The 6,461-nt window shown below is 71.4% G+C and carries 5 protein-coding genes; 2 read left to right on the forward strand and 3 right to left on the reverse strand.

Annotated features, from left to right (window positions below; all coding sequences use genetic code 11):
* Window positions 1–56 precede the first annotated feature (56 nt).
* Both AOK22_RS16355 and AOK22_RS16360 read right to left on the reverse strand, forming a co-directional pair.
* Window positions 57–281 (reverse strand): hypothetical protein, encoded by a 225-nt coding sequence (locus tag AOK22_RS16355; protein ID WP_055699393.1) that lies wholly within the window; start codon window positions 279–281, stop codon window positions 57–59.
* Between the two features lie 163 nt (window positions 282–444).
* Window positions 445–2,151, reverse strand: coding sequence for an MFS transporter (locus AOK22_RS16360; RefSeq protein ID WP_055699394.1), 1,707 nt, complete (start codon window positions 2,149–2,151; stop codon window positions 445–447).
* Window positions 2,152–2,317: 166 nt separating this feature from the next.
* On the opposite strand from AOK22_RS16360, the gene AOK22_RS16365 reads away from it, so the two are divergent.
* Window positions 2,318–2,971: a TetR/AcrR family transcriptional regulator gene (locus AOK22_RS16365; protein WP_079036607.1), complete on the forward strand. Its 654-nt coding sequence runs from the start codon at window positions 2,318–2,320 to the stop codon at window positions 2,969–2,971.
* On the opposite strand, the gene AOK22_RS16370 is transcribed toward AOK22_RS16365, so the two are convergent.
* Window positions 2,968–4,368 carry a cation:dicarboxylate symporter family transporter gene (locus AOK22_RS16370; protein WP_055699396.1) on the reverse strand — a complete coding sequence of 467 codons (1,401 nt, stop codon included), beginning with the start codon at window positions 4,366–4,368 and terminating at the stop codon, window positions 2,968–2,970. The genes AOK22_RS16365 and AOK22_RS16370 overlap by 4 nt on opposite strands.
* 223 nt (window positions 4,369–4,591) lie before the next feature.
* Here AOK22_RS16370 and AOK22_RS16375 point away from each other — a divergent pair, with 223 nt between their 5' ends.
* Window positions 4,592–6,436 carry a sensor histidine kinase gene (locus AOK22_RS16375; protein WP_244164818.1) on the forward strand — a complete coding sequence of 615 codons (1,845 nt, stop codon included), beginning with the start codon at window positions 4,592–4,594 and terminating at the stop codon, window positions 6,434–6,436.
* Window positions 6,437–6,461: the final 25 nt, after the last annotated feature.

Below are 6,461 nucleotides of genomic sequence, written 5' to 3' on the forward strand. Positions count from 1 at the left end.
GCCCACACCCGCTGCAGGAAACTCCCACGCCCCCTACCGGCAGCCGAGCCGCCGCCTCACTCGGCCCAGTAGAGGGATATCTCCGGATTCACGAAGAGGTGCACGTACCCGCACCGCCAGCAGATCAGCCCCGTGGCGGACTCGTCGGCCCAGGCCATCTTCATGAACTCCATGCCGAAGCTGTTCAGCTTCACGTCCCGCTCGCGGAACAGATCCCCTTTGCAGACCTGGCAGTTGATCCACGCTCCCCCAACGGCGGCACGTACCGGCCTGGGCGCCATGACGTTCCCCTTCCCCCACAGCGAAAGGCGCCGGTCAGACGCCCACAAGGGAGACTAATCGACGCCGGTTCGACGGCAGACGGCCGAACCACCCCCACGCACGGGGCAGTCCGGCCGTCGGCTTCATCCGTTTCATCCGTGACGGGTCACGGGCCGCATGCCATCAGTTCTGCGGCTGCGGCTCCCGCTCCTGGTCCCGCTCCTCCGCCGACGGGACGGGTTCAGCCGGGTCCGAGACAGCGCCCCCGCCCTTCTTCCGCGGCAGCAGCACCGCCACCAGCAGCGTCCCCACGCCCAGGATCGACGCGCCGATCAGGCTCGTGTGGGACACCGCGTCGGCGAAGGCGGAGCCGACCGCGTCCGCCATCTTGCCGGCGCCCTGGGCGAGTTGTTCGGCCTGGGACTTGAGCTGGGCCGCCTGCTCGGGCGAGCTCGCCCGCGCCGCCTTCGCGGCGACCTCACGGGCCTGGTCGCCGATGCCCTGGGCCACCGCGTAGCCGGCGCCGACGGAGTCCTGCGCGGTGTCCAGCGTGCCGGCCGGCAGCTTCGTGCCCGAGGAGGACGCCGCGTCCGCGAGCTCCGAGGAGTACGAACTGGCCAGCACCGAGCCGAGGATGGCGATGCCGAGCGAGCCGCCGAGTTCGAGGGACGTGTCGTTGACCGCGCCGCCGACGCCCAGCTCGGACTCGGGGAAGGCGCCCATGATCGCGTCCGTGCAGGGCGAGAGCGCGAGGCCGATGGCGAGGCCGAGGACGATCAGCGGGGCGACGAAGTCCCCGTACGTGGAGCCCGCGTCGACCTGCGTGAGCAGCGCGAGCGCCACCGTGCCCGCGACCATGCCCGCCGTCACCGTGATCTTCATGCCGATGCGCGGCGTGAGGTAGCCGGTCAGCGCCGAGCCGACGAAGACCGCGCCGGCCAGCGGGAGCATCCGTACGCCGGTCTCCAGCGGGTTGTAGCCGAGGACGAACTGCAGGTGCTGCGTGAGGTAGTAGAACGCGCCGAAGACCGCGAGGAAGAACAGCGCCACCGCGAGGTTCGAGCCCGCGAAGCGGCGGTCGAGGAAGCGGCGGACGTCCAGGATCGGGTGCGGGTGGCGCAGCTCCCAGGCGATGAAGGCCAGCAGGCCGGCGCCCGCGACGACCGCCGCGGAGACCGCCTTCGCGTCCCAGCCGAAGTGCGGACCCTGAATGATCATGTAGACCAGCGCGCCGGTCCAGACGACGGAGAGCGCGCCGCCGACGTAGTCGATCCGGTTGCCGTGGCCGGCCTTGGACGGCGGTACGAGCACGAGGGCGCCGACGATGGCGAGCGCGGCGATCGGCACGTTGATCAGGAAGGTCGACGCCCATCCGTGGTTCTCCAGGAGCGCGCCCGCGACCAGCGGACCCGCGGCGATCGCGAGCCCCGCGGTGGCGGTCCACAGCACGATGGCCTTGGCCCGCTCGGCCTTCGGGAACGTCGCGGCGAGCAGCGACAGCGTCGCCGGCATGATCATCGCCGCGCCGAAGCCCATCACGGCGCGGGCCGCGATGACCCCGCCGGAGCTGTCGACCAGCGAGCCCGCGACCGCTCCGCCGCCGAAGACGACGAGGCCGAGGACGAGCGCGCCGCGCCGGCTGTACTTGTCGCCGATGGCGCCGAGCAGCAGCATCAGCGCGGCATAGGGGACGGTGTAGCCGTCGATGACCCACTGCAGGTCGGAGCTGGAGAGGCCGAGGTCCTTGGTCATGTCAGGGGCGGCCACGGTCAGCGCCGTGTTCGCCATCACGATGATCAGCAGACTCAGGCAGAGCACGCCCAGTGCCCACCAGCGGCGCGCGTACGGCCGGTCCATCCGCTCGACCGGCTCCTTGATCACCACAGACATCGAGGCCCTCACTCCTCACAGCGGGTCCGCGCACGGGGCGCGCCCGTCCACGTACACCATTCACTTGCACATCGCCGTGCAACTACACAATGATGTGCAAATTACTTCCTTGCACAACGTTGTGCAAATTGACGCCGTGAGCAGATTGATCAGCAGAATGAGAGGCATGAGCACTCCGCGCCCCGCGCCCGTGAGCGGCAGAGCCGACGCCAACCGCCGCCGCATCCTCGACGTCGCCGTCACCGAGCTGCTGCGGGACCCCGACGCGTCCATGGACCAGATCGCGCGCGCCGCGGGTGTCGTGCGCCGCACGGTGTACGGCCACTTCCCCAGCCGGGACGCGCTGGTGGGCGCCATCGTGGACCGGGCCATCGAGGCCGTGGAGACCGCCCACGCCAAGGGACGCGAGGGCGCCGGGAACCCCGCCGAGGCGGTCGCCGGCTCGCTGCTCGCGGTCTGGGAGGTCGCCGACCGCTACCGCCTCCTGCTCTCGCTGGCCCAGCGCAGCGTCACGATGGGCGGCATCCGCGAACGCCTCGGCGCCGTCCACGCCTCGGGCGTGGAGATCTTCCGGCGCGGCCTGGACGACGGCACGTTCGTGTCACCGCTGCCGCCGCGCGCGCTGAGTTACGTCCTCGAAGGGGTGCTGTTCGCCGTGATGGAGGCCGTCAACGACGGCGTCCTGGAAGCGGAGGAGGCGGGCAGGTCCACCGCGATCACGTTCCTGACCGCGACGGGCCTGCCCGCCCCAGAAGCCACCGAGCTGGTGACGAGGGTCGCTAGGCGCGGAACGCCCGGCGACGGTGCCGAGGGCCGCTAGGCCAACGACTTCTTGCCCGCGCCGACCTGCTCGGGCACGGCGTCCTCACCCGTCTCCTCGCCGCGCGAGGACGGCCCGTGCCCGTCGTCCACCAGCGTCCGCTCGTCGAAGGGCAGGTCACCGGCGAGGACCGCCTTCACCCGCTCCTTGTCGACCTCCTTGGTCCACGTGCCGATGAGCAGCGTGGCGACCGCGTTGCCCGCGAAGTTGGTGAGGGCGCGGGCCTCGCTCATGAAGCGGTCGACGCCGATGATCAGGCCGACGCCGTCGACCAGCGCGGGCTTGTGCGACTGCAGACCGCTGGCGAGGACCGCGATGCCCGAACCGGACACGCCCGCCGCGCCCTTGGACGCGATCATCATGAAGAGCAGCAGCCCGATCTGCTCGCCGACGCCGAGCGGCTGGTCCATGGCGTCCGCGATGAAGAGCGAGGCCATGGTCAGGTAGATCATCGTGCCGTCGAGGTTGAAGGAGTAGCCGGTCGGGACGGTGATGCCGACGACCGGACGGCTGACCCCCAGGTGCTCCATCTTCGCGATGAGCCGCGGCAGCGCGGACTCGGACGAGGAGGTGGAGAGGATCAGCAGGAACTCCCGGCTCAGGTACCTGAGCAGCTGGAAGAGGTTCACCCCGGTCACCAGGCGCACCAGCGTGCCGAGCACGATGACGATGAACAGCGCACAGGTGACGTAGAACCCGATCATGATCGTCGCGAGTGCCTTGAGCGCGTCGAGGCCGGTCTCGCCGATGACGGCCGCCATCGCGCCGAACGCGCCCACCGGGGCCGCCCACATGATCATGCCGAGCACCCGGAAGACGAGCTTCTGGATGTGCTCGATGCCCCTCAGGACCGGCTCTCCCGAACGGCCCATGGCCTGCAGCGCGAAGCCGACGAGCAGCGCCACGAGCAGGGTCTGGAGCACCTCTTGCTGGGTGAAGGCGGAGACCATCGTGGTCGGGATGATGCCGAGGACGAAGTCGACGAGCCCCTTGTCCGCCTCGTCGGCCGCGGTGTGGCCCGCGCCCTTCACGGACTCGGTGATGTCCAGGCCCGAGCCCGGGTGCAGGATGTTGCCGACGATCAGGCCGATGGCGAGCGCGACGAAGGACATCGCGATGAAGTAGGCGAGCGCGAGACCGCCGACCTTGCCGACCTTGGCGGCCTTGCGCACCGAGCCGACGCCGAGGACGATCGTGCAGAAGATGATGGGCGAGATCATCATCTTGATCAGGTTCACGAAGCCGGTGCCGATCGGCTTCAGTTCCTTGGCGAAGTCGGGCCAGATGAAGCCGACGGCGATGCCGAGCAGCACGGCGCCGATGACGGCGATGTAGAGGTAGTGCGTCCGGTCCCGCCTGGCTGCGGGTGCGGCTTGTGGGTCGGCCGTGCTGGTCACGGGGGACCTCCTTGAACGACGACGTCGGCGTTGTGGTGCCCGCAGTGCGTGCGGCTCACGTCCTGGGCGATCGGCTCGCGACCCGACGGCTGGGCCGGCTCGGTGCCTGGGCGATCCCCCGGCTCGATGGCCGGGCGATCCCGGCGACTATCTCCCGCTCTGTGAGGGCGGTCACCCTTGCGTTCATTTAGTTCGCACTTATACGACGAGGCAGACTGAGACCATGTCCCGCACCCGCCCCTCCCGCCCGCGCCGGCTGCCGCGCAGCCTGGCGGGCCAGCTCTTCGCGATGCAGATTGTGCTGGTCACGGTGGTGGTGGCCGGGTGCGCGCTCTTCACGTACCTGAGCGACAAGCACCAGGCCGAGGAGAGCGCGCGCCGCCAGGCGACCGCGGCGGCGCGGGCGGTCGCGGACTCCCCTTCCGTACGGGAGGCCATTCGCGGTGCCGACCCCTCGAAGCGGCTCCAGCCGTACGCGAGTCGGGTGCAGAAGCACACCGGCGTCGACTTCGTCACGATCATGGACCCGCGCGGGATCCGCTGGACCCACCCCGACGAGCGGCGCATCGGCGAACGCTTCCTCGGCCACCGGGCGGACGCGCTGCGCGGCAGGACGTTCGCGGAGACGTACACGGGGACGCTCGGTCCTTCGGTACGGGTGGTCACGCCGATCTGGGCCGACGGCGGGCCCCACGACGGTGGTGACGGCGAGGGCGTCGGCGCGGTGGACGGGGCCCGTCCGGACGACCGCATCGTCGGCCTGGTCAGCGCCGGCATCACCGTCGAGGAGATCAGCGCGAAGGCGCGCGGCCAGGTCCTCGCCCTGCTCGGGGTCGCGGCGGCGGCGCTCGTGCTCGGCGGCATCGGTACGTACGTCATCAACGCCCGCCTGCGCCGCAGTACGCACGGCATGAACGCCGCCGAGCTGAGCCGGATGCACGACTACCACGAGGCGGCGCTGCACGCGGTGCGCGAGGGGCTGCTGATGCTGGACGGCCAGCGGCGGATCGCGCTGATCAACGACGCGGGCCGCGAGCTGCTCGGCGTCCCCGAGGGCCCGGTCATCGGCCGCAACGTCGCCGAACTCGGCCTCCCCGCTCCCCTGACCGGCGCGCTCCTCGCGGCCGAGCCGCGGGTCGACGAGCTGCACCTGACCGTCGACCGCGTGGTGGTCGTCAACACCTCGCCCGTGTCGGGCGGCGAGCGCCGGGGCACGGTGGTGACCCTGCGCGACCACACCGAACTGCAGGCGCTCACCGGCGAGCTGGACTCCGAGCGGGGCTTCACGCGGGCGCTGCGCTCGCAGGCCCACGAGGCCGCGAACCGGCTCCACACGGTGGTGTCCCTCATCGAGCTCGGCCGCGCGGACGAGGCCGTCGACTTCGCCACCGCCGAACTGGAGCTGGCGCAGGCCCTGACCGACCAGGTGGTGGCCGCGGTCAGCGAACCCGTCCTCGCGGCGCTGCTGCTCGGGAAGGCGGCGCAGGCCAACGAGCACGGTGTGGAGCTGGTCGTCTCCGACGACAGCAGCATCGACGACGGCATGCTCCCGCCGTCCCTGCCCGCCCGCGACCTGGTGACGGTCCTCGGCAACCTCATCGACAACGCGGTCGACGCGGCCCAGGGGTCGCCGTCGGCCCGCGTCACCGTGACGGCCCGCGCCGACGAGGCGGGCCTCCTCCTGCGCGTTTCGGACACGGGCCCCGGGGTGGCCCCCGCGCAGCGGACGACGGTCCTCGAACGGGGCTGGTCCACCAAGGCCCCCACGGGCCGGGGCCTTGGCCTGGCCCTGGTCCACCAGACGGTGACGCGCAACGGTGGCGAACTGACCATCAGGGAGTCCGACGAGGGCGGCGCGGAATTCGAGGTGACCCTGTCGACGCCCGAACGGAGCCGGGAGCCCGGGGACGGGTGGGCGCAGCCCCCGGTGCCGGGTACCTGCGACGACGGCGCCGGCCGAAGCGCAGGCCGCGCCCCGGTGCCGGGCGGCGACAGCGGAGGCACCGACGCAGGCACGAACTCCGGTCCGCCCCGGGCCGACCGCACCGGCACGGGAGGCACCCAGTGATCCGCGTACTCGTCGTCGAGGACGA

Origin of the sequence: Streptomyces silaceus (genome assembly GCF_001419745.1) — a bacterium.
Taxonomy (GTDB): Bacteria; Actinomycetota; Actinomycetes; order Streptomycetales; family Streptomycetaceae; genus Streptomyces; species Streptomyces silaceus.